At 64.7% G+C, this 25,985-nt stretch carries 26 protein-coding genes; 12 read left to right on the top strand and 14 right to left on the bottom strand.

Features of this window, described 5'->3' with window-relative positions; genetic code table 11:
• Nucleotides 1–7: 7 nt before the first annotated feature.
• Together AB4Z51_RS01395 and AB4Z51_RS01390 are read left to right on the top strand one after the other, a co-directional pair.
• The gene (locus AB4Z51_RS01395) at nt 8–1,741 is read left to right on the top strand and encodes an FAD-dependent oxidoreductase (protein ID WP_085405266.1); all 1,734 of its coding nucleotides are present in this window, start codon (nt 8–10) and stop codon (nt 1,739–1,741) included.
• A 19-nt stretch (nt 1,742–1,760) separates the two neighbouring features.
• Nucleotides 1,761–2,555 carry an IclR family transcriptional regulator gene (locus AB4Z51_RS01390; protein ID WP_085405267.1) on the top strand — a complete coding sequence of 265 codons (795 nt, stop codon included), beginning with the start codon at nt 1,761–1,763 and terminating at the stop codon, nt 2,553–2,555.
• A 6-nt stretch (nt 2,556–2,561) separates the two neighbouring features.
• Here AB4Z51_RS01390 and AB4Z51_RS01385 read toward each other — a convergent pair whose 3' ends face one another.
• Together AB4Z51_RS01385 and AB4Z51_RS01380 are read right to left on the bottom strand one after the other, a co-directional pair.
• A complete protein-coding gene (locus AB4Z51_RS01385; RefSeq protein ID WP_135214841.1) occupies nt 2,562–4,712 on the bottom strand; it encodes an ADP-ribosylglycohydrolase family protein in 2,151 nt (716 codons plus the stop codon).
• 36 nt (nt 4,713–4,748) lie between these two features.
• Entirely contained in the window at nt 4,749–5,804 is a 1,056-nt protein-coding gene (locus tag AB4Z51_RS01380; RefSeq protein WP_085405269.1) for a LacI family DNA-binding transcriptional regulator, read from the bottom strand.
• A gap of 77 nt (nt 5,805–5,881) precedes the next feature.
• Between AB4Z51_RS01380 and AB4Z51_RS01375 the strand changes: the two genes are divergently transcribed.
• Genes AB4Z51_RS01375 through AB4Z51_RS01365 form a run of 3 tightly spaced genes read left to right on the top strand, consistent with a single transcriptional unit; the run spans nt 5,882 to nt 8,839 of the window.
• Nucleotides 5,882–7,201, top strand: a complete 1,320-nt coding sequence (locus AB4Z51_RS01375) for an ABC transporter substrate-binding protein (RefSeq protein WP_441496891.1) — start codon at nt 5,882–5,884, stop codon at nt 7,199–7,201.
• The gene (locus AB4Z51_RS01370; protein ID WP_441496890.1) at nt 7,167–8,015 is read left to right on the top strand and encodes a carbohydrate ABC transporter permease; all 849 of its coding nucleotides are present in this window, start codon (nt 7,167–7,169) and stop codon (nt 8,013–8,015) included. Before AB4Z51_RS01375 ends, AB4Z51_RS01370 begins: the two co-directional genes overlap by 35 nt.
• Nucleotides 8,012–8,839, top strand: a complete 828-nt coding sequence (locus tag AB4Z51_RS01365; protein WP_081369148.1) for a carbohydrate ABC transporter permease — start codon at nt 8,012–8,014, stop codon at nt 8,837–8,839. The genes AB4Z51_RS01370 and AB4Z51_RS01365 overlap by 4 nt, the downstream gene beginning before the upstream one ends.
• A 4-nt stretch (nt 8,840–8,843) precedes the next feature.
• On the opposite strand, the gene AB4Z51_RS01360 is transcribed toward AB4Z51_RS01365, so the two are convergent.
• The 10 genes from AB4Z51_RS01360 to AB4Z51_RS01315 all read right to left on the bottom strand — a co-directional run bounded on the left by AB4Z51_RS01360 (nt 8,844) and on the right by AB4Z51_RS01315 (nt 18,157).
• Nucleotides 8,844–9,623 (bottom strand): SDR family NAD(P)-dependent oxidoreductase, encoded by a 780-nt coding sequence (locus AB4Z51_RS01360; protein ID WP_038934859.1) that lies wholly within the window; start codon nt 9,621–9,623, stop codon nt 8,844–8,846.
• Nucleotides 9,624–9,680: 57 nt separating this feature from the next.
• Entirely contained in the window at nt 9,681–10,271 is a 591-nt protein-coding gene (locus AB4Z51_RS01355) for a thiamine pyrophosphate-dependent enzyme (RefSeq protein ID WP_071910051.1), read from the bottom strand.
• Nucleotides 10,271–10,813: a thiamine pyrophosphate-binding protein gene (locus tag AB4Z51_RS01350; protein WP_063981353.1), complete on the bottom strand. Its 543-nt coding sequence runs from the start codon at nt 10,811–10,813 to the stop codon at nt 10,271–10,273. Before AB4Z51_RS01350 ends, AB4Z51_RS01355 begins: the two co-directional genes overlap by 1 nt.
• Before the next feature lie 326 nt (nt 10,814–11,139).
• Nucleotides 11,140–11,832 (bottom strand): GntR family transcriptional regulator, encoded by a 693-nt coding sequence (locus AB4Z51_RS01345; protein WP_225005418.1) that lies wholly within the window; start codon nt 11,830–11,832, stop codon nt 11,140–11,142.
• Nucleotides 11,833–11,952: 120 nt separating this feature from the next.
• Nucleotides 11,953–12,696: an aspartate/glutamate racemase family protein gene (locus AB4Z51_RS01340; RefSeq protein WP_071910045.1), complete on the bottom strand. Its 744-nt coding sequence runs from the start codon at nt 12,694–12,696 to the stop codon at nt 11,953–11,955.
• 9 nt (nt 12,697–12,705) lie between these two features.
• On the bottom strand, nt 12,706–13,971 hold the full coding sequence (locus AB4Z51_RS01335) for an NAD(P)/FAD-dependent oxidoreductase (protein WP_441496889.1): 1,266 nt from the start codon (nt 13,969–13,971) through the stop codon (nt 12,706–12,708).
• 3 nt (nt 13,972–13,974) lie between these two features.
• Nucleotides 13,975–15,636 carry a thiamine pyrophosphate-binding protein gene (locus AB4Z51_RS01330; protein WP_441496888.1) on the bottom strand — a complete coding sequence of 554 codons (1,662 nt, stop codon included), beginning with the start codon at nt 15,634–15,636 and terminating at the stop codon, nt 13,975–13,977.
• A complete protein-coding gene (locus tag AB4Z51_RS01325; protein WP_085405273.1) occupies nt 15,633–16,859 on the bottom strand; it encodes a pyridoxal phosphate-dependent aminotransferase in 1,227 nt (408 codons plus the stop codon). Before AB4Z51_RS01325 ends, AB4Z51_RS01330 begins: the two co-directional genes overlap by 4 nt.
• Nucleotides 16,860–16,868: 9 nt before the next feature.
• Nucleotides 16,869–17,222 (bottom strand): RidA family protein, encoded by a 354-nt coding sequence (locus AB4Z51_RS01320; protein WP_085405274.1) that lies wholly within the window; start codon nt 17,220–17,222, stop codon nt 16,869–16,871.
• 17 nt (nt 17,223–17,239) lie between these two features.
• The gene (locus AB4Z51_RS01315; protein ID WP_441496887.1) at nt 17,240–18,157 is read right to left on the bottom strand and encodes an NAD(P)-dependent oxidoreductase; all 918 of its coding nucleotides are present in this window, start codon (nt 18,155–18,157) and stop codon (nt 17,240–17,242) included.
• A gap of 237 nt (nt 18,158–18,394) precedes the next feature.
• Between AB4Z51_RS01315 and AB4Z51_RS01310 the strand changes: the two genes are divergently transcribed.
• The 4 genes from AB4Z51_RS01310 to AB4Z51_RS01295 are packed head-to-tail and all read left to right on the top strand — an operon-like array spanning nt 18,395 to nt 21,427.
• Nucleotides 18,395–19,231 carry a transporter substrate-binding domain-containing protein gene (locus AB4Z51_RS01310; protein ID WP_135216109.1) on the top strand — a complete coding sequence of 279 codons (837 nt, stop codon included), beginning with the start codon at nt 18,395–18,397 and terminating at the stop codon, nt 19,229–19,231.
• A gap of 10 nt (nt 19,232–19,241) precedes the next feature.
• Entirely contained in the window at nt 19,242–19,904 is a 663-nt protein-coding gene (locus tag AB4Z51_RS01305; protein ID WP_085405276.1) for an amino acid ABC transporter permease, read from the top strand.
• Nucleotides 19,901–20,659 (top strand): amino acid ABC transporter ATP-binding protein, encoded by a 759-nt coding sequence (locus tag AB4Z51_RS01300; protein ID WP_085405277.1) that lies wholly within the window; start codon nt 19,901–19,903, stop codon nt 20,657–20,659. Before AB4Z51_RS01305 ends, AB4Z51_RS01300 begins: the two co-directional genes overlap by 4 nt.
• 39 nt (nt 20,660–20,698) lie before the next feature.
• Nucleotides 20,699–21,427, top strand: coding sequence for an aspartate/glutamate racemase family protein (locus AB4Z51_RS01295; protein WP_085405278.1), 729 nt, complete (start codon nt 20,699–20,701; stop codon nt 21,425–21,427).
• 16 nt (nt 21,428–21,443) lie between these two features.
• Here the strand turns inward: AB4Z51_RS01295 and AB4Z51_RS01290 are convergent, their stop codons facing one another.
• Nucleotides 21,444–21,662, bottom strand: a complete 219-nt coding sequence (locus AB4Z51_RS01290; protein ID WP_135216107.1) for a hypothetical protein — start codon at nt 21,660–21,662, stop codon at nt 21,444–21,446.
• On the opposite strand from AB4Z51_RS01290, the gene AB4Z51_RS01285 reads away from it, so the two are divergent.
• The 3 genes from AB4Z51_RS01285 to AB4Z51_RS01275 are packed head-to-tail and all read left to right on the top strand — an operon-like array spanning nt 21,661 to nt 25,014.
• Nucleotides 21,661–22,122: a (2Fe-2S)-binding protein gene (locus AB4Z51_RS01285; RefSeq protein ID WP_167768222.1), complete on the top strand. Its 462-nt coding sequence runs from the start codon at nt 21,661–21,663 to the stop codon at nt 22,120–22,122. The two genes, AB4Z51_RS01290 and AB4Z51_RS01285, sit on opposite strands and share 2 nt — an antisense overlap.
• Before the next feature lies 1 nt (nt 22,123).
• Nucleotides 22,124–24,373 (top strand): xanthine dehydrogenase family protein molybdopterin-binding subunit, encoded by a 2,250-nt coding sequence (locus AB4Z51_RS01280; protein WP_085405279.1) that lies wholly within the window; start codon nt 22,124–22,126, stop codon nt 24,371–24,373.
• 8 nt (nt 24,374–24,381) lie between these two features.
• Complete coding sequence (locus AB4Z51_RS01275; protein ID WP_028160721.1) at nt 24,382–25,014, top strand: hypothetical protein; 633 nt, start codon at nt 24,382–24,384, stop codon at nt 25,012–25,014.
• A gap of 15 nt (nt 25,015–25,029) precedes the next feature.
• On the opposite strand, the gene AB4Z51_RS01270 is transcribed toward AB4Z51_RS01275, so the two are convergent.
• On the bottom strand, nt 25,030–25,782 hold the full coding sequence (locus AB4Z51_RS01270) for a metallophosphoesterase family protein (RefSeq protein ID WP_085405280.1): 753 nt from the start codon (nt 25,780–25,782) through the stop codon (nt 25,030–25,032).
• Between the last annotated feature and the right edge of the window lie 203 nt (nt 25,783–25,985).

The raw sequence follows: 25,985 nt of genomic DNA, 5'->3' as shown, positions 1-25,985 counted from the left end.
GGCCCGCATGACCGGCAACGAGCGCAACGCAATTGAGACTTACGAGTGCGATGTGCTCGTGGCCGGATCGGGTGCCTCCGGCATGTCGGCCGCGATCACCGCGGGTTATCGCGGCCTCGACGTGCTGATCGTCGAGAAGGAGCCGCGCTTCGGCGGCACCACCGCCCGCTCCGGCGGCTGGCTCTGGATCCCCGGCACCTCGCTGGCGAAGGCCTACGGCATCGAGGAGACGCCGGAGCAGGCCCGCACCTACTTGCGGCACGAAGCCGGCAACAACTTCGATGCCGCGCGGGTCGATGCATTCCTGAGTGCGGGTCCGGAAGCGGTCGATTTCTTCACCACCAGGACCGCGCTGCGCTTCGACATGCCGCTGGTGTTTCCCGACTATCACGCCGAAGCGCCGGGCGGCGCGCAGGGCGGCCGCTCCATGGTGACGCGCCCGTTCGACGGCCGCGAGCTCGGTGACCAGATCAAGACGCTGGGTATGCCGCTGCCCGAGCTGACCGTGTTCGGCATGATGCTCGGCTCCGGCAAGGAGATCATCCATTTCATGCGCGTGACGAAGTCGCTGACCTCGGCGGTATACGTCGCCAAGCGCCTGTCACGGCACCTGATAGACGTGCTGCGGTATGGCCGCGGCATGACCTTGACCAACGGCAACGCGCTCGCCGGGCGCCTCGCAAAATCCGCGCAGGATCTGAAGATTCCGATGTGGCTGTCCTCGCCGGTGCGCGAGCTCATAGTCGAGAACGGCGCGGTCACTGGCGCCATTGTGACTCGCGAAGGACGCGAGATCCGCATTCGCGCGCGCCAAGGCGTCGTTCTCGCTTGCGGCGGCTTCCCGCATGACGTCGAACGCCGCAAGAAGATGTTTCCACACGCACCGACCGGCCATGAGCACTATTCGCCGGGACCGACCGGCAACACCGGCGACGGCCTGCGCCTTGCAGAGAGCGCTGGCGGGCACGTCGAGGATCGCCTGCCGAACGCGGCGGCCTGGGTGCCGGTGTCGGTGACCAAACGCAAGGATGGTTCGAGCGGCGTGATGCCGCATTTCATCGACCGCGCCAAACCTGGCGTGATCGCGGTGATGCGGGACGGCAAGCGCTTTGCCAATGAGGGCAATTCCTATCACGACTTCGTCCAGGCCATGATCAAGGCCGCGAAGCCCGGCGAGGAGATTGCGGCGTATCTCGTCTGCGATCACCCGACGCTGCGCAAATACGGCCTCGGCTGCGTGCCGCCGTTCCCGATGCCGCTCGGTCATCACCTCGATACCGGCTATCTCATGCGTGGCGACACGCTGGAGGCGCTCGCGGCAAAGGCCGGCATCGATGCGACGGCGTTCACCGAGACGGTCAGGCAGTTCAATGCGACTGCGCCGCAAGGGCACGACGCCGCCTTCGGCAAAGGTTCAAAAGCCTATAACCGCTACCAGGGCGACGCCATGCACGGCCCGAATCCCTGCATCGCACCGATCAAGAACGGCCCGTTCTACGCCATCAAGATGGTGATCGGCGATCTCGGCACCTATGCCGGCATCGTCACCGACGAGAACGCGCGGGCGCTGGACGCCGAAGGCCGGGTGATTCCCGGGCTCTATGCCGCGGGCAACGACATGGCGAGCATCATGGGCGGCAATTATCCCGGTGCCGGCATCACGCTTGGGCCGGCGCTGACCTTCGGCTACATTGCCGGCCGTCATCTCGCCGACAGCGCCGCCAAGCGCAACGCGGCGTAAGCCACGCGCCAGGAGACGCATGAAGAGAGAAAGCCGCGGCATCCAGTCGATCGAGGTCGGCGGAGAATTGCTTCGCGCGCTCGCGAGATGCGGCGAGCCGATGATGCTGCGCGATCTCGCGCGCGAGGCCGGCATGACGCCGGCCAAGGCGCATCCCTATCTCGCCAGCTTCTCCCGCATCGGGCTGATCGAGCAGGACGAGACCACCGGCCGCTACGAGATCGGCGCGCTGGCGCTGGAGCTCGGCCTGATCAGCCTGCGCCGCCTCTCCGGCGTGCGGATCGCGCGTCCGAAGATCGCAGGCCTCGCGAGCCAGATCGGCCATGCCGTCTCGCTCGCGGTCTGGGGCACCCACGGCCCGACCGTGGTGCAACTGGAGGAGCCCGGCCAGCCCGTGCACATCGTGATGCGCGCTGGTTCGGTCATGGCGCTGCTGGAGACGGCTACAGGCCGGGCGTTTGCTGCCTTCCTACCGGAGAAGACGATCAACGCCGCGCTCGAGAGCGGCCTCGACCGTCATGGCGTCGGCTACAATCCGAAGCGGGCGGTGAAGGGCGCGAAGGTCGCCGAGATGCTCACGGAGGTCCGCAAGCACGGCCTCGCCCGCGCGCTCGGCGATCCCCTGCCCGGCGTCAATGCATTCTCGGCACCGGTATTCGACCATTCCGGCCATGTCGCGCTGGTGATCACCGCGATGGGGCCGGAAGGCACTTTTGATGCGCGCTGGGACAGCCCCATTGCCCATGCCCTGCGCGACTGCGCCGGTGGGATCTCGAAGCGGCTGGGCTACGGGATGACGATCGCGGCGGAGTGAGGCCTGTTAGGCCGGCGACACGCGCACCTCCTCCGCGGAGATCGATCCGCTGTCGACGACGAGCGCGACGGCGCCGCTGGTCAATGGGAGATCGCCCGTGTCCTGAACGCTGAAGAGTTTTTTACCATCGACATGGGCTTCGATGTCGGTTCCGGCCACGCGCAGCTCAATCCGATATCTCCGGTCGAGCTGCCAGTCGAAGCGTTCGCTGGCGAGCACGAGTTCGTCATGCACGCGCTTGACCAAACGGACGCGGCCGCCCTCGGCACGGTCGAACATCAGCGCGTAATAGCGCTCGCGTCCCTGCACCCGCGCCGCGAGGCCCCAGGCGTTCGCCAGCAGCGGCATGATCTCGGACGTTACGCGATAATCCTTCCAGTCGCGCGTACCTTGCGCGATGAAGCCAAGCCCGTCGCCATTGGTAACGCGCAGGCCCTCCCAGCGGGTCTGGAACTGGCTGACATTGTTGACCCAGGCGTGCTTCCACATCGTGCTCAGATTGTTGTCCGGCCGTTTCAGCACGGTGTCAGGCGCGCCACCCCAGGTCAGATAGTCGAGATAGAGCGTGCCATCGACGCCGAGCGGATCGCGCGTTTCGATCTCCACCCCGATCTCGAAGATCGGATAGGCATGGGTCTCCGGCACCTCCCAGCTCAGCACGGCGTGACAGCCGCCGGTCAGTTCCTGCGCATCGCCGTAGATCTGGATCAGCTCGTCGTGCTCGTCATAGACGCTGGAAAACAGTCGCACCGCCACGGTGCCGCTATCCGCTTCCGATTCAATCCGGCACTCCACCCGTTGCCCCGAATACAGCGTCGGACAGGCCACAAGCTGGTAGGTCGGCATCGTAAACACCTCCTTGTCGAAGAAGGTGGGGCTCGCAACGCGTGCCACGCGTCCGGGCGCCAGACGGCGGAAGTCGATCGCCAGACTCCGCTCCCCAGTGCGGCTGTGGCCGGCGACATTGCTGAGCTCGACCTCGTGGAGCCGTGCGGGCGAGCCGCCCTTCACGTGGAAGCCCTGCAGGCTGCCCGGAAAGTTGAAGTTGAAGCGCGCGCCGTCCTTGGCGACCGCCAGCGCCGGCGCACCGGCGAGCGCAAGCCCGGCCGCGACCAGCGACTGCGTCTCGATCACGGCGTCGGAGATCGCAGCGCCACCATCGGCCGTCGAGATGTACATGCGGTCGGCGATGGGGGTGCGGAAGTCCGGCCCGGCGTCGAGGCCGGCAAGTCCGGTGCGGATGCCGAACAGGCAGCCGACATTGCCGGCATTGCAGTCGGTATCCCAGCCGGCCGTGTTGGCGATGCGCATCGCCTCCTGAAAGCTGTTCCCGCCGTAGAGCGTCGCCAGAATGATCAGCGCGTGGTTGGGCACGACATGGCAATTGCCGAGGAATTTGTCGTAGCCGTAACGTTCGGCGATCAGCGCACGGGTCCGTTCCCAGTCGTTGCCGTTGTCGCCGGCGTGCCATTCCCGGACGTCGTTGACGACGCGCCGGATCAGCGCGTCCTTCGGCACGAAGCCGAGCCCGACATCGATCAGCTTCTGCACGTCGTGCTCGACGAAGGCCAGCGCCTCCATCGCCGCGAGCAGTTTTGCGGCATGCACGGATTCACCATCATGGCTCACGCGCCCGGCCTGCTCGGCCAGATAAGCGGCCTGCTCCGGATTACCCGGGCTCACCATCGCCCAGCCGTCGATGAAGATTTGCGCACCGATCTGCTCGGCTACGGTCGTGCCGTTCAGCGCAATCGAGCCGCTCTGCGGCGCCGGGATACCGGACTTCAGCCGCAGATAGGCGGTGTGCTCGGTGGAATTGCCGATGCCACCCCACCACAGGATGGCGCGCTCCTCGACGATGTAGTTCAGCCAGGCTTGCCCGATCTGCCTCGAGGTGAGACGCTTCGGATAGCCATTGTCGGCAAGCGCGCGGGGAAACGCAAACGTGCCGGAGACGTCGTCGTCGGTGACGACGAGATGATGGGATCGCAACGCGACGTCACGACGCTCGTTGACATAGTAGTTGATCGGCCCGAGCTCCTTCATGATACGCTCATAGGTCCAGCCCTCGAAGGGCCGGCCGAGGTAGACACCGATGAGCTTGCCAAGCACGCCGGCATAGACCCGCTCCGCGTAGTCATGAGGAATAGCTGTCACGAGTTCACTCCCATATCCAATTGCTTGGCCCGCGGGTCAGACCGACGAGCGCTTCATGATCTCGAATTTCAATTCATGGCTCTGGCCCGGCGCCGCGAGCCCGCCCGGTTGCAACCGCTTGACCAGCGTCTCCGCCGCAAGCGCGCCGAGATCGAACTCCGGTTGCCGCACCGTGGTGAGCCCGAGCAGCTTTGCGACCGGGATATCGTCGAAGCCGGCGATTGCAATGTCGCTGGGGATCGAGAGCCCGGCTGCACGCGCCGCCTCCATCGCACCGAGCGCCAGCACGTCGCTCGCGCCGAACACGGCGGTCGGGCGATCGCCCTTTCTTTCGAGCAGCCGCTTCATCGCACGCGCGCCGGATTCCTCGGAATAGGCGCTATCGGTAATGAAATCTGGCGCAAGTCCTGCTTCCCGCATCACCGCGCCGTAACCCTGCGCGCGCCGCTGACTCGGGCCGAACTCGGCCTGGATCATGGCAATGCGCCGATGCCCGCGCGCAATCAGAAGTCGCGTCATTTCCGCGGCCGCTTCGGCATTGTCGATATAGACGCTGTCGATCGCGAGCGGTCCGTCCGGCTTGTGCTGGCTCTCCAGCCGCACCAGCGGGATGCCCTTACGCGCGAGCACGGCGAGCTGGGGCGCCCGCAGATGAAAGAACGTTGCGACGACGCCGTCGGCCCGTCCCTGGAGCAGCCAGTCGATGGCGCGGGCCTCGCCTTCCGGCCGCCCGTCGGTGTCGAAGATCAGGACGTCATAGCCAGCCGGCGCCGCGACCGTCTGCAATCCCCGGACGAGGCCTGGATAGAACGGATTGGTGATATCTGGAATGACACAGGCAAACGTCATGGTCCGCGCGCTGCGCAGCATCCGCGCCGGATGGTTCGGCTGATAACCCAGCTCCTGTGCGACCTGAAGAATGCGCGTGCGCGTCGCAGGCGGAACGGACGGCGTCTCCGTCTTGTTCAGGACAAGCGACACCGCGGCCTGCGAAACACCGGCCGCGAGCGCGATATCCTTCTGCGTGGGGCGGGCTGGCGCCTGTTTGTCGCGCCCCTTCCCCCGCTTCGTCCTCGTTGTTGACGTCGCCATTTGGCTTAGTTATACGTATTACTAAAGGAAAATCAACAATCACCGCCAATGACCTGAGGAAACCGAGGTTCATCGCCATGACCATGACCCGACGCCAGCTTGTTGCCGCCATCCCCGCTGCCGCGCTTGCCGTTAGCTTGCCGCGCGACGTTCGCGCCGAGGACGGGCGCAAGGTCGTGACTTTCTGGTTCGGCCAGGCGAATTCGGACGGCCAGGCCGCGCTGCGCAACGATTTGGTCGAGGCGTTCAACGCCTCGCAGGACAAATATCTGCTCCAGCTCGAGGTGAAGGGCGCCGCCGTCAACAACCTCCTGAAGGTCGCACTCGTCGCCGGTAACGGCCCGGACATCGTGCAGACAGCGGGTCCCGCCTATCTCACCGCGATCGCGAATGCCGGCCAGGTGCTGCCGCTCGACGATTTCGCCGAGAAGTACAAGTGGAAGGATCGCTTCCTGGCACCGCTGCTCAACACCAGCGTCTACGGCGGCAAGCTCTACGCGCTGCCGCGCGACTACGAGTCGATGCACCTGTTCTATAACAAGGAGCTGTTCAAGCAGAACGGCTGGAAGCAGCCGACCAACCGGCAGGAGATGGAGGCGATCGCAGACGCAGCGCTCGCCAAAGGCATCATCCCCTTCGGCGCCGGCAATGCCGACTGGAAGGGCGTGAACGAGTGGCTGATGACGGTGTTCTTCAACAACGTCGCTGGCCCCGACAACGTGCGCAAGGCACTTGCCGGCGAACTGCCCTGGACCGCGCCGCCGTTCGTCGAGGCGGTCGAACTGTCAAAGGCGTGGTACAACAAGGGCTATTTCGGCAAGAACTATTTCTCGCTGACCATCGAGCAGAGCTTCCTCCAGGTCGTCAACGCCAAGGCGGCGATGGCGTTCAGCGGCACCTGGTCGTTCGGCACCAAATCCTACGGCATGTCGAAGCCCGATACCGTGATGGACGTCATGCCGACGCCGACCCTCGGCTCGGCCTTCACGGGATCACTGGTACATCTCGCCTGCGGCGCGACGCTGTCGATCGCCAAGAACTCGCAGAATGCGGAAGGCGCAGCCGCAGTGTTCGAGTTCATGCTGACGCGCAAGTTCTACGAGACCATGAACCGCGACTGGCCCGGCAAATGGGCACTCCCGGTGAAGGACCTGCCGCCGGACATGCTCCAGGGCATCGGCTATCCCCTATTCGAGAAGACGATCGCGAATCTGCACGAAGCGTCTGATCGAAGGCATCGAGCAGGTCTGGCTCAACAAGATTACGCCGGACGCTTACCTCACGCGGATGCAGACGCTCTTCAGCCAGGAAGCAAAGGAAGGCAAGGTGCCGCCGCTGCCGCCGCGGACGGCCTGACGCACGATGTGGCTCTTCGCGCTTCCAGCGCTCCTGATTAACGTCTGCATCATCCTGGTTCCCGCCGTGCTGACATTCACGGCGGCGTTCTTCATGTGGGACGGTGTCGGAAAGCCGGCGTGGGCGGGACTGGCCAACTTCCAGAACATGTTCGCCGATCCCGTGTTCTGGTCGGCGCTGACAAATAACTTCATCTGGACGGCGATCTTCCTCACCGTGCCGGTCTGCCTCGCGCTCGTGATGGCAGCCGCGCTGCTGATGGCGCCGAAGGCGCGCATCGTGGTCCAGTCCATCATCTTCCTGCCGCGCATCATCGCTGTCGCAGTCACGGGCCGCATCTTTCAGGGCATGATCTTCAGCCCCGCGACCGGCGTCGTCGCCTGGTTGAACGAGCACGGCTTTTCGATCTCCGATCCCCTCGCCGATCCCGACCGCTCGCTCTATGCTGTGGCCGCGGTCGACATCTGGCACTGGTGGGGATTTCTCGCGGTCGTGTTCCTGTCGGCGATGCGGCAGATCAGCATCGACCAGATCGAAGCCGCGCGGCTCGACGGAGCCGGCTTCTTTGCTTTGTTCCGCTACGTTCTGATCCCGGGCATCCGCCCGACCCTGACCTTGATGCTGATCCTGACCGTGATCTGGTCGTTCCAGGTCTTCGAATTCATCTTCATCGTCACCCGCGGCGGCCCCGCCTATGGCAGCGAGGTGCTGGCGACGTTTGCCTACCGCCACGCCTTCTTCGAAGGCGACGTCGGCCAGGCTGCAGCCGGCGCCTGCGTCATGAGCCTGTTCGGCCTGTGTGCCACCGCCGTCTATCTCTGGCTCCAGATCACCGACGACGCGCAATCGACATGATCGGGGATCGCTGGAGCAGGACATTCAGCCTCGGGCTGATCGGCATCGCATCGTTCAGCTCGCTGCTGCCGATCGTGCTCGCCGTGATGAACGCACTGAAGACGACGGTCGAGATCGGCAGCAATCCGCTCGCGCTGCCGACCCAGTTGCACTGGGAGAATTTTTCCTCCGCCTGGCGCAACGCCCAACTCGGYCCGAGCCTGCTGCACAGTGCCGAAGTCGCGATCCTGACCATTCTGATGGTGTGCGTCACCGCGACGCCCTGCGCCTATGTGCTTGCGCGGCAGAAGGGAAAATTCTGGCGCTTCATCACCTTCTACTTCATGGCCACGATCACCGTGCCCGTGCAGCTCTATCTCTACCCGCTCTACTTCATCTTCGCGAAGCTCGGGCTGGTCAATTCGATCCCCGCGGTGGCGCTGATCTACACGGCGATGTTCTCGCCGTTTGCGATTTTCCTCTTGCGCACCTACGCGCTCGCGATTCCCGTCGCGCTCGAGGAAGCAGCCCAAGTTGACGGCGCAAAGCCGTGGCAGACCTTCTGGTACGTGATCCTGCCGATGATGCGGCCCGGGCTGCTCACGGTCGCCATCATCGTCGGGCTGAACGCCTGGAACGAGTTCGTCATCGCCGTGACGTTCCTGCAGAACGACAGCAACGTCACCGCGATCGTGCGCTTCTACAATCTGACCGGCCAGTATTCGACCGACTGGGGCGAGATGCTGGCCGCAGCCGTCACCATCGTGCTGCCGATCGTTGCGATCTTCGTGCTGCTGCAGCGTCAGTTCATCGACGGCATGACGTCGGGCGCGGTGAAGTCTTGAAGCCCTACTTCTCCTTCACCGGCACCGTGTAGTTCAGGATCAACCGCCCGCCATCCGGATAGATCGTCTGCCCGGTGATGTAAGACGCATCATCACTCGCCAGGAACGCCACGACGGAGGCCACCTCGCTCGGCTCACCGCCGCGACCCGCCGGCGTGCGTGACATCACCGTCTTGCGGGCATCCTCCGAGGTGTAGATGGACGACGCCACCATGTCGGTCAAAATCGTGCCCGGCCCGACCGCCACGACGCGGATGTTGTGCGGAGCGAGCGCGACGGCGGCGACCGAGGTCAGCTGCTTCATGCCGCCCTTGGAGATGGCGTAGGTCGCAAGCGTCGGGATCGCCAGCAGCGCGTTCACCGAGGACATGTTGATGATGACCCCGCCGCCGCCCTGCGCGATCATCTGCTTGGCCGCCGCCTGGACGCCGAAGAACGCGCCCTTCAGATTGATGCCGATGATTTCGTCGAATTCCTCTTCCGAAATCTCCAGGATGTCGCGGTTGCGGGCGACGCCGGCATTGTTGACCATGATGTCGAGCCGGCCGAATTCCCTGACCGCGGTCGCCACCGCGCGATCGACGTCCGCACGCCGCGCGACGTGACATGGCACGGCATACAATTCCTTGGGCTTGCCCAGCTCGTTGACCGTCTTCTCGAGCTCATCCGTATCGACGTCCGAGATGACGACCTTGACGCCGTCGTCGAGGAACCGCTTTGCGCACGCCTTGCCGATGCCGCGCGCTGCGCCGGTGATGACGGCGACCTTGCCGGATAGTTTCATGGGTCTCACTCCAGGATAGCTGCTTGGGCAGCGAGCTATCCCGGAGAGGACCCCGGTTCAAGCCGCCGCGAAGCCGAGATGAGCACGGAACCGGTTCTTGATAAAGACGGCATCGCGCGAGGGCAGCGAGCGCGGCGGATTTTCCGCCAGAACCTTGATGACAAAAAGCCGCGGGCCGTCGGCCGGTCCGGCGATCTGCGCGGCGAGGCGCTGCACCTCCTCGAGCGTCCGCACGGTCCCGGTCGCGGCGAAGCCGCAGGCGGCGGCAATTGCCGTGAGATCGACGCCGCGGCCGGTGTGGCTCGCCTGCATGCCGGTCTCGCCAAAATGCTGATTGTCGATCACGACGATGTCGAGATTGCGCGGACGCGCGACGCCGATGGTGGCGATGCCGCCGAGACCCATCAACTGCTCGCCATCGCCCGTCAACGCAAGGACGCGCTTGCCCGGCTGCGCCTGCGCGAGCCCAAGCGCGATCAACGCGGCACCACCCATTGCGCCCCAGAGATAAAAATTGCCGTCGTGATCCCCCACGGAATGCAGGTCGTAGGTGGGCGAGCCGAGACCGGAGACGACCAGCGTGTCCTTGCGGTCCTTCAGGAGCGCGGCGACAGCGGCGCGACGATCGAGTTGAGCTTGCATCGGCATCACCACTTCTTCTTGCCGATCAGGCGCTGCCCGATCAGGACCGCAATCTGCTGATCGGACTCGTAGGCGAGCGATGCCGCCGATTCGACGGTCTCGACCAGATCCTCCGCCGTCTCCGCGCGCATCACTTTCAGGCCGATCGCTTCCAGCGACGGCTGCGTCGCCCGGCTCATCGGCACCTGCCACGGATTGAATTCGGCCCATTCGCCGCGCATGGTCACCAGCATCAGCAGCGGAAAGCGCCCGATCGCCGACAGCGACAGCATGTTGATGCAATTGCCGACGCCGCTCGACTGCATCAGCAGCACGCTGCGCTGACCGCCGAGCCAGGCGCCGGCGGCGATGGCGATGCCCTCCTCCTCGGTCGTCAGCACGTTGGTRGTGACGTCGCGGTCGGCCGAGAACATGCGGATGAGCTGGCTGTGGCCGGCATCCGGCACGTAGGACATCTGCCTGACGTCGGCGGCTTTGAGGATACGATAGAGCTCGGACGGCCAGTCGTCGCTGCTGCGCGTTTCAGGATTCGGTTGAGGGCTGTGCACCGCGAGGTCTCCGTGAAATTCGAGCGGACCCTAGCGATTATTCCGCGCGACGGCTCTGACCGTCTGGCACGATCAGGTATTGAAGGATTGTATAGCTGCCTTTTCCGTTGTCGCCTGGACCAGAGCACGATGCGCATGACTGCGCCCTCTCCCCTTGTGGGAGAGGGCATCACCGCAGGAAGATACAAACTCATTGGGGTGAGGGGTATCTCTCGGCGCATTCATATGCATCGATATGCGCGGAGAGATACCCCTCATCCGGCGCTTCGCGCCACCTTCTCCCACAAGGGGAGAAGGGAAGAGACACTGTCGCTTGGACTAGCGACTCAATTCGCCGCAGACCTCGCCGCAGCCGGCATGTAGATCTGCGCGTAGCCTTCCTTGATCGCCGAGGTGATGCGATCCAATCGGCGGTCGATGTGCTTCTCCAGCACCGAGACGCAGGCCTCTTCGTCGCGCGCTTTCAGTCCTTCGACGACAGCGCGGTGCTCGGCCTGGGTGTTGGAGCGGTTGATGCGGTCCATGTCGATCCAGCGCACGAAGCGGATGCGGGCGTTGACGTTGCGCAGCACGCGCAGCATCTCGGCGTTGTTCGACATCCCCATCAGCCGCTCGTGAAAGGTCTCGTCGAGTTCGACCAGCTCCACCGACGAACGCTCGCCGGGATCGGGACCGGTGGCTTCGAGGAATTTCAGGAGCGCGTCGATGTCCTCGTCCCTGGCGCGCTTGATGGCAAGGCGGATCGAGGCGACCTCGATCGACTTGCGCAGCTCGTAGAGATCGAAGATCTCGTGCGCGTCGAGCTCGCGGCAGAAGAAGCCCTTGCCCGGCGTGAAGCGCAGGAAGCCTTCGGTGTTGAGACGGTTGAGCGCTTCGCGCAGCGGCGTGCGGCTGACGCCGAGGCGTTTTGCCAGCTCGCCCTCGTTGAGCCGTTCGCCCGGCTTGAACTCATAGCTCACGGCCATCGCCTTGAGCTGTTCATAGACGCGATCGACGATACTATCGGAAGCCAGTTCCACGTTGCTCTTCATAAGCTGCATTCATGCCCGAACACAGCCCAATATACCGGGGCTGCATGGACGATTGCAATCCAAACAGCTGCCTAGCACATCTTGTGCATAGCTTTGCGACAGCCGGGCTCAGGCAAACGCGCGCGGGCGCAGTCCAGCATGAAACCAGGTGATCATGGAATAGATGTCGTAGACCGGCAGGCCAACTTCGGCCTGCAGAGCTGCCGCATAAGGCGGCATGTTGGTGCATTCGAGCACGATGGCGCCGACATCCGGATTTTTCGCGACCAGCTCCTTGCCCGCCTCGACCACGTCACGCTCGGCCTGGGCCACATCCATGTCATCCTTCTCGGCCTTGATCAGGACGCGAAAGAATTCCTTGCCGTGCTCGGTGCCGACCAGTGGCGTATCGAGCGGCACGCCGGCGCCTTCGAGATGGGCCGGCGTCAAGGTCGAACCTGATACCGTGACGAGGCCGACGCGCTTGCCTGGCGGCAAGGTCGCCTGCACCCACGGCACCTGCATCAGCGACGAGGTCGCAACGGGAACGCCGACGGCGGCCGCGATCTCCTTCTGAAACAGCGAGAGGAAGCCGCAATTGGTGGTGATGGCTTCCGCGCCCAACCGGACCAGATCCTTCGCCGCCTCGATGAAATCCGGCAGCAGGCCGGCGGCGCCCTTCAGCACCACCTTCTCCGGCGACGCGCCGCTCACCACGCGATAGAGCACGGGGAACGGCCAGGTCGTGCCGTTGCCCATGTCGCCGGGAATGCGGGGAAAGCGCGCTTCCAGCATCAAAATGCCGAGCGGCGCGCCATAGATGGCCTTGCCGCCGCGGGCGATGCGAGAGGACGAGTTGGCTGGATAGGTCATGGTGCGTTCTCAGAGGAAGCGAGTGGGCGCGAACGGCGCAAGCGGGATCTCCGGCTGCTTGCCGCTCAGGAGCTGGGCGACCAGACGGCCGGTGCGCGCCGATCCGACCAGGSCGACATGGCCATGGCCGAAGGCGTAGACGATATCGCACGAGGCACGCGCATGGCCGATGCAGGGCAGCCCATCCGGCATGCTCGGCCGATGGCCGAACCAGGTTTTGATGCGCGAATCTGGAATATCCTTCGGCAGTTTCGGGAACATGCTGAAGAGGTTGTTGCGCAGGATTTCGGCGCGCTTCCAGTTCGGCGCGGCCTCGAGGCCCGCGATCTCGACCGTGCCGGCGGCGCGCAGGCCCTTGTCGGTCCAGTTCACCACCATGCTGACGTCGGACGCCATCATCGAGCTGCGCGGACCCGATTCCGGGTTCTCGATCATGACGTGATAGCCGCGCTCGGTTTCGAGCGGCAAGGGATCGCCGACGGATGCGGTGAGCTGTTTTGACCGCGCGCCGGCGGCGACCACCGCGGCATCGCAAGCAATCTCACCGGTCTCGGTGAGAACGGCAACGAGCTTGTTGCCTGAAAGCTTCAGACCGGTCGCCCTGGCATGAACGAGCTTGGCACCGCTCGCGAGCGCATGCTGGGCCAGCGCCGCAACGTAAGCGCCGGGATCACGGCAGCGTCCGGCCTCCTCCACCACCACGCCAAAGGTGTAGCGCGGATGCAGATCCGGCTCGCGCTGACGCATCTCGTCGGCGTTCAGCTCCATCCATTCGACGCCGACTTTCTTGCGCAGGCGCCAGCCGAGATTGCTGTCGAAATTGCCGCGCGACGGGAATACGTGCATCACGCCGTTGCGCTCGACCAACTCGGGCACGCCCGCTTCTTCCGCGAGCTTCTTGTGCAGCAGCGGCGCGTCCTTCAGCAGATCGCGCAGCGCAAACGCCGTCTTCTCGACCCGTGCCTCGGTCCAGCCGGAGAGCAAATACTTGACCAGCCAGGGCAGCGCCTTCGGCAAGTAAGACCAGCGGATCGCGAGCGGGCCGAGCGGGTCCATCAGATAACCCGGCACCTTCTTCCAGAGGCCCGGCTCGGCCGGCGGAATCACCGAATGGGAGGAGAGCCAGCCGGCATTGCCGTAGCTCGCCGCCTGTTCGCCACCGGGCTCGCCTGCGTCGATCAGCGTGACGCGATGCCCCTCGCGCAGCGCCTCGATGGCGCTGATCACGCCGACCGCGCCGGCTCCGATGATAGCGACGTGGCGGCCTTCCGACATCGGCTACGCCTTCACCGCCGGCGCGAAATCCTTGCCGACCGAGATCGCGCGCGGATCGATGATGCAGTGGAGGATCGACGGCTTGCCCGAAGCGAGCGCGCGCTCGAACGCCGGCGCAAACTCTTCGGTGCGCTCGACGCGCTCGCCATGGCCACCGAATGCCTTCGCATACATCGCAAAGTCAGGGTTCTTGAGCTGAGTTCYGACCACGCGGCCAGGATAATCACGCTCCTGGTGCATACGGATGGTGCCGTATTGCGAGTTGTCGACGACGATGACCACCAGCGGCGCGTCGTACTGCACGGCGGTCGCGAATTCCTGGCCATTCATCAGGAAGCAGCCATCACCGGCAAAGGCGACGACGACGCGATCCGGATATTGCCGCTTTGCAAGCACCGCAGCCGGCACGCCATATCCCATCGAGCCCGAAGTCGGCGCGAGCTGGGCGGCAAAGCTGTGGAAACGGTGATGGCGATGGATCCAGCCGGCATAGTTGCCGGCGCCGTTGCAGACGATCGCGTCCTTCGGCAGGCGGTCGCGGAGCCAGGTCATGACCTGGCCGTACTGGAATGTGCCCGGCAGCTCACGCGCCTTGTCGGTCCAGGCGAGGTAATCGGCATGCGCCTTGGCGGCCTCGCCCTTCCAGGCAACGGCGCCAGCGGGCTTCAGCGTCTCGACGGCGGCCGCGAACGCGGCAGGCGTCGCCTGGATCGCGAGCTCAGGCTGGTAGATGCGCCCGAGCTCTTCCGAGCCCGGATGCACGTGGATCAGCTTCTGCTTCGGCGTCGGGATATCGAACAGCGTGTAGGACGAGGACGGCATCTCCGACATGCGGCCGCCGATCAGGAGAATGACGTCGGCGTTGTCGATGCGCGCCTTCAGGCCCGGGCTCGGCCCGATGCCGAGATCGCCGGCATAATGCGAATGATCGGCATCGATCAGCGAGGCCCGGCGGAACGAGGTCGCGACCGGCAGGTCGAACCGTTCGGCGAAGCGCGCGATGCTCTTGGTCGCCTCATCCGTCCAGCGCGAGCCGCCGAGGATGACGAGCGGCGCCTTGGCGCTCGCGAGCATGGCGCCGACGCGCTCGAGATCTGATGGTGCCGGCCAGCTCACGGCCGGCTCGATGCGCATGGCGTCGGCAACGGCCGCCGTCTCGGTCAGCATGTTCTCCGGCAGCGCGATCACCACGGGGCCCGGACGGCCCTGCATGGCGACGCGGAAGGCACGCGCGACCAGCTCCGGAATGCGATCGGGGCGATCGATCTCGACGGCCCATTTCGCCATGGTGCCGAACACCGCCTTGTAGTCGAGCTCCTGGAACGCCTCGCGCTCGCGCATGCCGGTGTCGACCTGTCCGACGAACAGGATCATCGGCGTCGAATCCTGCATCGCGATGTGGACGCCGTGGCTGGCATTGGTGGCACCGGGGCCGCGGGTGACGAAGCAGATTCCGGGACGGCCGGTGAGCTTGCCATAGGCTTCCGCCATCATCGCAGCACCACCCTCGGCGCGGCAGATCACGACGTCGATCGGGCTGTCATGCAGCGCGTCGAGTGCCGCGAGGTAGCTCTCGCCCGGCACGCAGGTGACGCGCTCGACGCCTTGGGCGACGAGCTGATCGATCAGGATCTGGCCCCCGGTGCGGGTGTTGCGAATGGTCATGACAGCTCCCTGCAGGCTTTGGCGATGCGCATCACGGCCTCGCGCAAGTTTTGTTCCGAGGTGGCGTAGGACAGGCGGAAATAAGGTGCAAGGCCGAAACAGCTGCCCGGCACCACGGCCACGTCATGCCTCTCCAGCAGGAAGCGGCAGAACGCGGCGTCGCTATCGATAACGGTCCCATCCGGCGTGCGGCGGCCGATCAGGCCGGCGCAGCTCGCATAGGTATAGAACGCCCCTTCCGGCCGGCGGCAGCTGACGCCGTCGATGGCGTTGAGCGCATCGACCACGATGTCTCGGCGGCGCTGGAACGCGGCACGGCGCTCGATCAGCACGTCCTGCGGGCCGGTCAGCGCGGCGATCGCAGCGGCCTGGCTCACCGAGGAGGGATTGGTCGTGCTCTGGCTCTGCACCACCGCCATCGCTGCGATCAATTCGCGCGGGCCGCCGCCATAGCCGACGCGCCAGCCGGTCATGGCGTAGGCCTTGGAAACACCATTCACGGTCAGCGTGCGTGATTTCAGGCTCGGCTCGAGCGCCGCTGCGGTCACGAACGGCATGCCGTCATAGATCAGGTGCTCGTAGATATCGTCCGCCATCAACCAGACATGCGGATGGCGCTTGAGCACATCCAGGATCGGGCGAAGCTGCGCGGCCGAATAGGCGGCTCCGGTCGGATTGGACGGCGAGTTCAGCAGCAGCCAGCGCGTCTTCGGCGTGATCGCGCGTTCGAGATCGGCGGCGTCGAGGCGAAACCCGTTCTCCTCGCGGCAGAGCACGTCCACCGGCGTGCCGTCGGCGATGCGCACCATGTCGGCATAGCTGGTCCAATAGGGCGCGGCGAGGATGACCTCGTCCCCGGGGCTGAGCGTCGCCATGAAGGCGTTGTGGATCACCTGCTTGGCGCCGGCGCCTGCGGTGATCTCGTCGGCGGCATAGACGAGATCGTTCTCGCGGCGGAATTTCTCGGCGATCGCCGCCTTCAATTCCACGGTGCCGTCGAGGATGGTGTATTTGGTCTGGCCGGCGCGGATGGCGCGCTCGGCCGCGTCCTTGGCATGATCAGGCGTATCGAAGTCAGGCTCGCCGGCGCCCAGCACGATCACCGGTCGCCCCTCACGCTTCAGCCGCTGCGCGACCGCGCCGATCTTGAGGATCTCGGAGACGCCGATCGCGCTGATGCGCTGGGCGGGACGGAAGGTCGATGCGGGCGCCTGGACAGTCACGGCCGAGCCTCAACTGCGCGCGGCGATCGCGATCACCTCGATACGGAAGGCGGGATCGGCAAGCTCGACCTTGCCGCAAGCGCGGGTCGGCGTGTTGCCGGGCACGACCCAGGCATCATAGACCGCATTCATGGCGTCGAAATCGTCCATGTTCTTGAGCCAGACCTGCACGCTGAGCAGGCGGGACTTGTCGGTGCCGGCGCGCGCCAGCATGTCGTCGACCTTCGCCAGCGCCTCTTTCGTTTGCTGGGTGATATCAGCGGCCTTGGTATCCGCCACCTGACCTGCGAGGAAGACGAGATCGCCGAACACGGAAGCGCGGCTGCGGCGGGCGTTCTGGTCGATGCGAGTGATATCCGACATGGGATGTCCTTATGTCTTTACTTGCCGGTGGCGATGATGCGGCGGCAGTGGTCGAGCGCCGCGCCGATGAGATTGTCACTCGCCTCGGGCGTGCGGAACGCCGAATGCGCCGATAGCGTCACGTTCGGCAGCTTGGTCACGGGATGACCGGCGGGAAGCGGCTCGACGGTGAAGACGTCGAGGCCGGCATGGGCGATGTGGCCGGAGCGCAGCGCATCCAGCATTGCGTCTTCATCGACCACAGCGCCGCGCGCCGTGTTGATCAGAATGCTGCCGGGGCGCATCTGCGCGATGCGCTCGCGCGACAGGAAACCCTTGGTCTCGTCGTTGAGCAAGAGATGCAGCGAGACGACGTGGCTCTCGGCGAGCAGCTTCTGCAGCGAGACGAACTCGACGCCGGGATGGGTCTTCGGCGTCCTGTTCCAGGCGATCACCTTCATGCCGCAGCCCGCCGCCATGCGCGCGGCTTCCGCCGCGATGCCGCCGAAGCCGATCAGGCCGAGCGTCTTGCCGGTGAGCTGCATCGCGTCACGGCGCAGCCAGTTGCCCTCGCGCATGCCGCGGTCCATCTCGCCAAAATTTCGCGCAGACGCCCACATCAGCGCGATCGCGCATTCGGCAACGGCCRTATCGCCATAACCCTTGATGGTGTGGACGGAGACGCCGCGCTCAGCGAGCTCTTCCGGATTCATGTAGCTGCGCGCGCCGGTGCCGAGGAAGACGACGTGCTTCAGCTTCGCGCATTTCTCGGCAATCGCTGATGGCACCGCCGTGTGGTCGACGATCATGATCTCGGCATCGCCGAGCAGGCCGGGCAGATCGTCGGGCTTGATCGAGGGATTGCGGTTGATGCTGACCRGCAGCTTCTGCGAGGCCAGCAGCTTGTCGGTCACCGCCGCCAGGGTCTCGTTCGCATCGACGAATAGGGCGCGCACAGGCCTCTCCTTCAGCTCACTTCCGTATTGCGTTCAGTCTTGTATTCAGACTTAAATGCAATTTACAACCCCTCCCCATCAGGAATTTTGCGCAATCCTGCCAAGATATTGGGCTCATTTCTGCCTTGCCGCCCAAATGGCCAGCAAGTCGAAATACCGTATTGCATTTTATCCTGAATACAGAAATAGTCCAGAGGCCGGACACGATCCGACCCAGATTCCAGGGAGACAGAGACCATGAATCGCAGGGATGCTCTCACCACAGTCGCGCTGGCAGGCGCAGCGATCGCCGCCGCGAGCGGCTCGGCCAAGGCCGATGCGCCGGCCTCCACGCTCGACCGCATCAAGAAGAATGGCGTGCTGCGCGTCGCCGTCATCGTCGGCCAGGAGCCCTATTTCCATAAGGACCTCGCCACCAACGAATGGTCGGGCGCCTGCATCGACATGGCCAAGGACATCGCCGGCAAGCTGGGCGCCAAGGTCGAGACGCTGGAATCGACCTGGGGCAACCAGATCCTCGATCTCCAGGCCGACAAGGTCGACCTCGCCTTCGCCGTGAACCCGACGCCGGAGCGCGCGCTCGTCATCGACTTCTCGACGCCGATCCTGGTGCACTCCTTCACCGTCATCACCAAGAAGGGCTTTGCCAAGCCGCAGACCTGGGCCGAGCTCAACAAGCCCGAGGTCAAGATCGCCGTCGATATCGGCTCGACCCACGAGACGATCGCGCGCCGCTACTGCCCGAAGGCGACCATCCTCGGCTTCAAGAACCGCGACGAGGCGATCCTGGCGGTTGCGACCGGCCGCGCCGACTGCAACGTCTCGCTGGCGGTGCTTTCGGTCTCGACGCTGAAGAAGAACCCGAACCTCGGCGATCTCGCCATTCCGCGCCCGCTGCTGACGCTGCCGACCAACATGGGCATCCGCGCCGAGAGCGACCGCCGCTACAAGGATTTCCTCAGYGCCTGGGCCGACTACAACCGCGCGATGGGCCAGACCCGCGAATGGATGCTCAAGGGTTTTGAGGCGGTCGGCCTCACCGCCGACGATCTCCCGCCCGAAGTGCAGTTCTGACGGTCGATCGATGTACGTCTGGGACTTCGCGGCGCTCAAGCCGTATTGGGGCCTGATCTGCCAAGGGCTCCTGGTCACCGTGTATTACACGGTGACCACGGTGGTCGCGGGTCTCGCCATCGGACTGTTCGTCGGCATCCTGCGCACGACGGCACCGCGCTGGGTCACGGTGCCGTTGCGTCTCTATATCGAGGTGTTCCGCTGCACGCCGCTGCTGGTGCAGCTGATCTGGGTCTACTACGCCCTGCCCGTGCTGATCGGCGTCGACATGTCGCCGGCGATGGCCTGCTTCATCGCGCTGTCGCTCTATGCCGGCTCGTTCTATGCGGAAATCTTCCGTGGCGGCATCGAGGCCGTCGACACCGGCCAGTGGGAGGCCGGCCGCGCCATCGGCATGCGCCGCGGCAAGATCTTTCGCCGCATCGTGCTGCCGCAGGCGACGCAGGTGATGATCCCCTCCTTCATCAACCAGACCATCATGCAGCTCAAGAACACCTCGCTGGTGTCGGTGGTCGCGGTCGGTGACCTGCTTTACCAGGGCACTGTCATCACGGCGTCGAGCTACAAGCCGCTCGAGGTCTACACCACGATCGCCGTGCTCTATTTCGTCGTGCTGTTCCCGCTGACGCTGGTCGCTGATAGGGTCGAGCTGAGGATGGGAGCGCACCGATGAGTGCTCTGATCGCTGACAACATCCACAAGGCGTTCGGCGACCACGAGGTGCTCAAGGGCGTCTCGCTCTCGGTCGCACGCGGCGAGGTCGTCACCCTGATCGGCGCCTCCGGCTCCGGCAAGTCCACCTTCCTGCGCTGCCTGAACCTCCTGGAAATGCCGCAGCAGGGCGAGCTTGCGATCGGCACGCACAAATTCGCCTTCGGCAAAGGCATGCGCGCCGCCGGCGATGCGCAGCTCGCGCTGCTTCGGCGCAGCGTCGGCATGGTGTTCCAGCATTTCAACCTGTTCCCGCACATGTCGGTGCTCGCAAACGTCACAGAGGGGCCGGTGCAGGTGAAGGGCATGGCGCGAAACGAAGCCGATGCGCTCGGCCGCGATCTGCTCGCCAAGGTCGGCCTCGCCGACAAGGCCGATGCCTTTCCGAGCCGCCTGTCCGGCGGCCAGAAGCAGCGCGTCGCGATCGCGCGCGCGCTCGCCATGAAGCCGGACGTGATGCTGTTCGACGAGCCGACCTCGGCGCTCGATCCCGAGCTTGTCGGCGAAGTCCTCTCCGTCATCCGCAGCCTTGCGAGCGAAGGCATGACCATGGTGCTGGTGACGCACGAGATGGCCTTCGCCGCCGACGTCTCCACCCGCGTCGGCTTCATGAACGACGGCATCATGGCCGAGATCGGCACGCCCGAAGAGACCATCCGCCAGCCCCGCAGCGAACGRCTGAAGTCCTTCCTCAGCCGGTTTCACGAGACGCATTAGACTGCCTGGCACGACCTTTCCGAATCGGTGGGGACACCCATGAAACTCCGCGGCGGCTTCACGAATTACGGCGAGACGATCGGCATCCTGATGCTCGATACCCGCTTCCCGCGCCCGCGCGGCGACATCGGCAATGCGCTCTCCTATGATTTCCCGGTGCGCTACAAGATCGTGCGCGGCGCACACGCCACAAGGATCATGGGCGACCATCCCGATCCCGCCCTGCTCGAGCCGTTCATCGCGGCGGCCCGCGAGCTGGAAGCCGACGGCGTCAAGGCGATCACGACGAGCTGTGGCTTCCTCGCGCCATTCCAGAAACAACTCGCGGCCGCCGTGAACATCCCGGTCTTCACCTCGAGCCTGATCCAGGCACCGTTGATCCATGCCATGCTGCCGCCGGGCAAGGTCATCGGCATCTTCACCGAACGCGGCCACCACATGAACGAGGGGCATTTCCGCGGTGTCGGCTGGTCGCCGGACGAGATCCCCGTCCAGATCCAGGGCATGAAGCCCGATGCGCAGTTTCCCGCAACCTACATTCTCGGCCGCGAGGAACTGGACACCGACGTCCTCCGCGCCGAGATGATCGAGATGACGGAAGCCTTCATGGCGTCCTGCAAAAACCCGGGTGCGATCCTGTTCGAATGCACCAACATGTGCCCGTTCTCGCGGGACGTCGCCGAAGTCTCGGGCCTTCCGGTGTTCGACATCAACACGTTGATCAACTTCTTCTATCGCGCGGCCCATCCCGTGCCATTCTTGCGCTGATCGCCCTTCCAGACGATCAGCGGCAATTGAATCGATTGTCAATCGCGCCAAAGGCGCGGCAAAAATTCACACCATACTCTTCGTGCGAATTCGCAAATGCTGCGGGGTCGTCGTTTGACAGCATCGGCGCTTGCGCGGCACGCTGACCACGCCGGTCCAACCTTCGACGACGCTCGCTGGAGCGTGCCTGTTCGACCTCACGTCCCGCGAGGACGCGCGAAAGGAACATCGACATGATCGAGCTCACGGTCAACGGGACCAAGCGCCAGGTCGACGTCGTTCCCGAGATGCCCCTGCTCTGGGTGCTCCGCGACGAGCTCGGCATCACCAGTCCGAAATATGGCTGCGGCGTCGCGCAATGCGGTGCCTGCACCGTCCAGATCGACGGAGCCGCCGTGCGATCCTGCCAGGCCCGCATCGGCGATCTCGCCGGCAAGTCGGTCGTCACGCTCGAAGGATTGGACAACAGGGAGCAGCATCCCGTTCTGCAGGCCTGGATCGAGCATCAGGTTCCGCAATGCGGCTACTGCCAGACCGGCCAGATCATGCAGGCCATCTCGCTGCTTGGATTGATCGACAAGCCGACGGACGAGGACATCAACGAGGTGATGTCCGGCAACCTCTGCCGTTGCGGCACCTACCCGCGCATTCGCACCGCGATCCACGCGGCTGCCGCAAAGATGGTGGGGAAGTGAAATGGGACACCAGACGCTTTCCCGCCGCGCCTTCGTTTTCGGCTCTGCCGCCGTGGCTGGCGGCATCGCATTCGGCGCCTACAGCGACATCGCGCAAGCCGCGACTGCCAGCGAAAATCCACTGACCGCGGGCCTTGCGCCGAATTCCGTGACCTTCAATCCCTGGGTCGAGATCAGCCCCGAAAAAATCACGCTGATCGCCCAGCACGCCGATATCGGCCAGGGCGTCGGCTCGGTGCAGCCGATCATGATCGCCGAAGAGATGGACCTCGAGCCCGGCCAGTTCGAAGTCCGATTTGCAGGCCCGAGCCCGGCGTATTTCAACACCGGCTTCGCCGACGAGTTCGCGCCGTTCGTGGCCGCGGACCAAAGTCCCGCCGCCGAGGAAGCGCGCGCCAAGACGCTCGAATGGCTGAGAGAGTCCGGCCTGCAGATGACCGGCGGGTCGAGTACGCTGCCGGACACCTATGAAAAGCTGCGCGTTGCCGGCGCGGTCGCGCGCGAGACGTTGAAGGCCGCCGCTGCCAAGCGTTCGGGTGTCGCCGTGGCCGACCTGCGCACCCAATCAGGCCATGTGATCCTGCCCAACGGCACCAAGATCGCCTACGTCGATCTCTCCGCGGACGCCGCAAAGATTCCGCCGGTGCTCGATGCCAAGCCGCGCGATCCGTCGAAATGGCGCATGCTGGGCAAGCCGATGATGCGCCTCGACGTTCGCGCGAAGGTCTTGGGCGAGCTGAAGTTCGGCATCGACCAGAAGATGGACGGCATGCTGTATGCCGCCGTCAAGCTGAACCCTGGCAAGGGCCAGCCCCTGAAGTCATACGACGCCGGCAAGGCGCGATCGATGCCGGGGGTCAAGAAGATCCTGGAAATCAAGAATGGCGTCGCGGTGATCGCCACGAACAGCTGGTACGCGATGAAGGCGGTCGACGCCGTCACTTGCGAGTGGGCGCCCTCGGCCTATCCCGCCGAGCAGGCGGATCATTGGAAGGTTCTTGAATCCTCGTTCAAGCCTGAATTCCTGGGCAAGGAGTGGCGGAAGATCGGCGATATCGAAGCCGGGCTGAAGACGGGCAAGCTTGTCGAGGCCGAATATCGCGCGCCCTATGTGGGGCATCAGCCGCTCGAGCCGTTGAACGGGATCGGCCTCGTCACCGACAAGGGGATGGAGATCTGGGTCGGCCATCAGAGCCCCCGTTTCGTGCAATATGTCGCGGCGACGGCGATTGGCCTCAAGCCGGAACAGATCACCTTCCACAATCAGTGGACGGGTGGAAGCTTTGGCCACCGTCTCGAGTACGAGAACGTCCGCGTTCTCGCCGAGATCGCCAATCAGATGAAGGGAACGCCGATCAAGCTGGTGTTCTCGCGCGAGGAGGATTTCCTCCAGGACATTCCGCGGCAGATTGCGATCGCCCGGCACCGAGGCAGCATCGACAAGAGCAAGATCGTCGCAGCCGATCTGCAACTGGCCTCGACTGCTCCGCTCAAGGGGCTGCTCGAGCGTTCGGGCACACCCTCGAAGGATCCCGATGGGCAATTGGCTGCCGGCCTGTGGAATGTCTATTACGACATCCCCAATTTCCGGGCCACAAGCTACGAGGCGCAAGGACTTTCGCCTAGCACCACGTGGCGGTCGGTCGGCGCCTCGACATCGGGCTTCTTCACCGAAAGCTTCATCGACGAGCTGATCCACGCGGCGGGTCTCGATCCCATGAAGGCGCGCATCGCGATGTGCACCGTGCCGCATTATCGCAAGGTGCTGGAAACGGTCGCGGAGATGTCGGACTGGAAGGGACCACTCGGAAACGGCAGGGGCCGCGGCGTCGCGTTCGTTGAATCCTTCGGCACGCCGACAGCCGAAGTCGTCGAAGTCACGAAGACGGAGCGAGGCATCAGGATCGACAAGGTCTGGGTCGCTGTCGACGTCGGCAAGGTGGTCGATCCCGTCAACTTCGAGAACCAGGTGCAGGGCGGCGTCATCTGGGGCCTCGGCCACGCCATCAATTGCGAGCTCACCTACGCCAAGGGCGCGGTGCAGCAGACCAACTACAATCATCACGAAGCGATGCGGATCTACCAATGCCCCGTCATCGAAGTTCGCGGGCTCGAGAACGATCCCAAGGTGAGAGGCGTCGGAGAGCCGCCTGTTCCGCCAGCCGCCCCTGCACTCGCCAACGCTATCTTCGCCGCGACCGGGCAGCGCATCCGCGAAATGCCTTTCAACAAGTTCATCGATTTCGTGTGAGACGAGCCATGAAGAGTTCTCTCATTGCACTCGCTTTCGCCGCTTCGACAATTGCGGCTCTCACGGGGATTGTCGCGGCCAAGGACGAGGCGAACAAGGATGCTTTGCCGCCGGGCAGCGTCAGCCGCGCCGAAGGTCTGGAGGCCTGGAAGCGGATCGAAGCCGTGGTGACCCATCCGCGCTGTGCCAACTGCCACGTCGACGCCAAGGCCATACCGATCTGGACGCCGGCAGGCGAAACCAGGCCGCGCGTGCACGGCATGAACATCCACGGCGGCGACAGCCGCATCGGGGCCGAGAAGGTCGCCTGCTCGACCTGTCACATGACCTCCACCCAGGCGAACGACCCGGCGCCGTCACCGCCGCGTGCCGGCATCGACTGGCAGCTGGCGCCGGTCGAGTTCATCTGGTTCGGCAAGAGCGGCGCCGAGATCTGTACGCAGCTGAAGGACCCCAAGCGCAATGGCGGCCGCGACGCCGTAGGCCTGCTGGCGCATTTGCGGCACGACGCATCGTTGAACGGCTTCATCCCGCGCGGATGGGCGCCCGGAGCCGGCCGCACGACCCCACCGGGCACCTTCGAGGACCACGTCAAGGACATGGCCCTGTGGGGCGCTGCGGGACAACCGTGTCCGAACTGACGGTCTTGCTGTTGCCTAGCGGCAGGCCTGCTCGCGCTGAACCCAACCCGTCGCAATCGCGCTTGCCCAGTTGAGCATGCCTTTGCTGCGCGCCAGTGCGGCCATGGCCGCGGTGTCATAGGGCACGTAGCGGATCGTCGCGGACCAGCCTGCGCCGGCATGCTCCAGAATCGCGTAGCACGCATGCGGCGTACCGACCTCGACCACGTAGGGAACGGGCACCTTCCCGTCATAACCGGGCAAGCCGACGCTGCCGGGATTCACGACCAGCCGGCCATCCCTCAGGCGGACCACGCGCGGAATGTGCGTGTGGGCGCACAGGATGATCTCGGCGTCGATCCCCTCAGCTTCAGCCTCGATCGCGTCGATGCCGCTCGGGCGCGGGCAGCCGTCGTCCGCGATGTGGTCGAGCCAGAACGCAGCGTCATCCCTTGGCGATCCATGGCACAGGAACACCCGTCCCTTATAGGTGAGCGTGGACGGCATGCTCGCCATCCAGTCGAAATGCTTGCGCGCGAGCTCACGGAAATCGCTGCGAGGGGAGCCGCCGGCCTCCCAGAGCTCGACGAGGATTCGATCCTGATCGCCCCGTATCGACGGAAAGCCTCGCGCCATCAACAGATCCGCGGTCCTGGCTGCCTCGAGCGGGCCACTGACGTGGTCGCCGAGGTTCACGACCTCGTCGAGGCCGAGCATGGCAATGTCCGCAAGGACGGCTTCAAGTGCCGGACGATTCCCATGCACGTCCGCGATGGCAGCAAATCTCATTTGGCCCCTTCCATTCGGAATGGCCGATTGTTCTCGCTATGCGGGGGATGCAGGACTGGCTAGTCAATTTAGCTACGTCTCTTTAGCTGCATTTGTAGAAGCGCCCGCAAGCTGAGGATCAAATCGGCGCTGGCAGAAGAATTACACGATCGTGGTTGCCAGGCAAGCAATGCGAGTTACGAACTGTCGCGGCAATGCCGACG

This window comes from Bradyrhizobium sp. 2TAF36, assembly GCF_052114925.1.
Classification (GTDB): Bacteria; Pseudomonadota; Alphaproteobacteria; order Rhizobiales; family Xanthobacteraceae; genus Bradyrhizobium; species Bradyrhizobium barranii.
The sequence above is the reverse complement of the archived record's forward strand: the minus strand, read 5'-3'. Positions and strand labels throughout refer to the sequence as shown.